This window comes from Chamaesiphon sp. VAR_69_metabat_338 (assembly GCF_031423935.1).
Taxonomy (GTDB): domain Bacteria; phylum Cyanobacteriota; class Cyanobacteriia; order Cyanobacteriales; family Chamaesiphonaceae; genus Chamaesiphon.
The window spans coordinates 1-2,251 of sequence record NZ_JANPGM010000685.1 but is presented as its reverse complement, the minus strand read 5'-3'; the positions used below and the strand labels follow the sequence as shown (position 1 = coordinate 2,251).

The 2,251-nt window shown below is 47.3% G+C and carries 3 protein-coding genes and 1 pseudogene; all 4 read left to right on the top strand.

The genetic code is table 11. From position 1 onward, the window contains the following. Positions 1-647, top strand: a pseudogene (locus RMO84_RS19090) (DsbA family protein); the annotation flags it as partial. Positions 648-676: 29 nt separating this feature from the next. Next, on the top strand, positions 677-1,225 hold the full coding sequence (locus RMO84_RS19085; RefSeq protein ID WP_310490017.1) for a DUF3122 domain-containing protein: 549 nt from the start codon (positions 677-679) through the stop codon (positions 1,223-1,225). Positions 1,226-1,462: 237 nt separating this feature from the next. Beyond that, positions 1,463-1,900, top strand: coding sequence for a PspC domain-containing protein (locus RMO84_RS19080; protein ID WP_310490016.1), 438 nt, complete (start codon positions 1,463-1,465; stop codon positions 1,898-1,900). A gap of 10 nt (positions 1,901-1,910) precedes the next feature. Next, a partial coding sequence (locus tag RMO84_RS19075) for a hypothetical protein (protein WP_310490015.1) occupies positions 1,911-2,251 on the top strand: 341 nt, incomplete at its 3' end.

The following is a 2,251-nucleotide window of genomic DNA, read 5'->3' as shown; positions in this document are numbered from 1 at the left end:
TTGCTCAAATTCGGCTGAACGAGTTGAAAACAACCTTTCAAGACCAAATTGAAATCGAACACCACTTTGTCTCCGTCTTCGGTACGGCTCGTGAAAAACTAGAAAACCGTTGGCGCGAGCGAGGCTGATTGGCAGGATATAGCAACCACGTTTTAGATGTCGCCAAAAAATTCGACCACATTACCGTTCATCCTGACATTTGGACGAAAGTTACACCACCTTCATCTACATCCTGTCACCTGTTTCTTCACGCGATTCAACTACTCGAAACTCAGGGTTTAGTAGATCGTTGGCGTAGCCTCTGCTTTGCAGAATCGGCACAGATCTTTGAAAAAGCAATCTGGGCATTTCGGGAGGCATTCTTTACCGAATTGGCAAATGTTGCCGATCGACAGGTGCAATTTGAAATCGCCGAAAAATTAGGATTGTCCGTCGCTGAAATTCAAGCTCAGATCGATAGTGGTGAGGCATACGCCAAACTTTCCAAAGATTTTGACTTGGTGAAAGAACATACAATTACGGTCAGCCCTACGCTGATTTTTAATGAAGGACGGCAGCGGCTAAATGGCAATGTCGGCTATCGAGTTATCGAAGCTAATATTCGCGAGTTACTGCACAATCCTCCAGAAGAACAATCCTGGTGCTAGGAGTACTAAAGCTATTTTATGAGGAAATTATGATGTTCAATAAATTAATTCAGGCTATCTATTATGACAGATCTAAAACTCGCCCAATTCGCTGGCTACTAGCTGTTTCAATCTGCCTTTTGTTGGTGATTTTTAGTCCCCAACCCGCCTTTGCTACTGTAACCCAAATTGAAGAAACTCCTGGACAGATGCTCTACCAGTCCCGCCAAAACCTGCGCGATCGCACCGGAAAATCTTGGCAGGTAGTCGCCTTCAAGCGTGTTCATCCCGACGGTAGTGAGATGGTTTCCCTGCGGCTGGTAGGCTTTCTGGGTGCGGTGGAATTAGACCACACTCAACCTCTAACCCTGACTACATCAATGGGGCAAACTTTGACCGCCAAAGATGTTACTAACGAAATTTCTCAGGGCACAACTGCGTTAGCTAACGTTGGTGAATATGACATTCAACCTGTGCTACCACAGTTGCAGTCTAAAATTTCCCTTCAGCTAACTTTACCGATGCTCACTGGCTCCGCAGTTGAGTTACAAATACCTTCCACTGCGATTCAAGAGTGGCAAACAATCGCAGATCGTTAAATTAATGAACGGTTGAGCAACTAAATCGAGAACCTTAATTCAGGAAAAATCATGATTTACACATCGTTGATTTACGTGTTTTTATTAGTTGGCCCCGCGTTGGCGAAGCCTCTCCTCTGGAGAATCGCCGCAATCGCATTTTTTCGATGACTTTCGACCCGTTGGCACTTGTTTTTGCTGAGTGTTTGCGTCTTCTATGGAATTTCGCCATTGCTCGTGACTTGGAGCGCATTTGGTTTGGCTAAACAATTCGGTTGTTCGGCGGAAGCTGTCCGCTTTCGTTGTCCCGATCCGGTTTGGCTGGGAGACGCTATTTCTGGGTTGGTAATGTCGCACTGGCTGGCGATTTTTGCTATTCCATCGGCGGTTGTAGGGGCGATCGGGCTGCTGCTTTCCTGGATTTTAAACCATCAGCAATCGCGAAACACAGCAGGCATTTCAGGGCAACCTCCGATTACTTTTTATCGAAGTCGTCGCCACAAAGTCATTGCAGGCGTGTGTTCAGCCCTCGCTCAACGCTGGCATCAGTCCCTGCCAGTGATACGGATTGTTGCGGTTGTGTTAGCGATCGTCATCCCTGGATTTATTTTTCTGTACCTGTGGTGTTGGTTAGCATTCCCCATTTCCGATGGAAAGGCTGTGCCAACGAGCCACAATCGCCACAACAACCTATAGAAGCACAATCATGAGTCTACGCCACGATTCTCCAAAGGAGACGCTCTGCGATCGTCAAATCTCTCGCTACCCAAAAACTACCTTTGCGGGACAGTTAGTTTGTCCCCATTGCCAAACGGCTTTTCCCGTCACTTGGCGGCGATATTGGGCTGCTCCGTGGGGCAATTATCGCTGCCCTGAATGTCGGCAGATCTCCCATGCCACAGCGAATGCTTGGTGGGTATCACTCATCGTCTTCGTCGCCATGTTAATGGTTGGAATCGTTGGTGCTTTGTTAGGGGCTTATGTCTTTCACAACGCATGGATGGGCGCATTCCTCATTTTCACGGGTTATTTCATTGGCTTCCCACT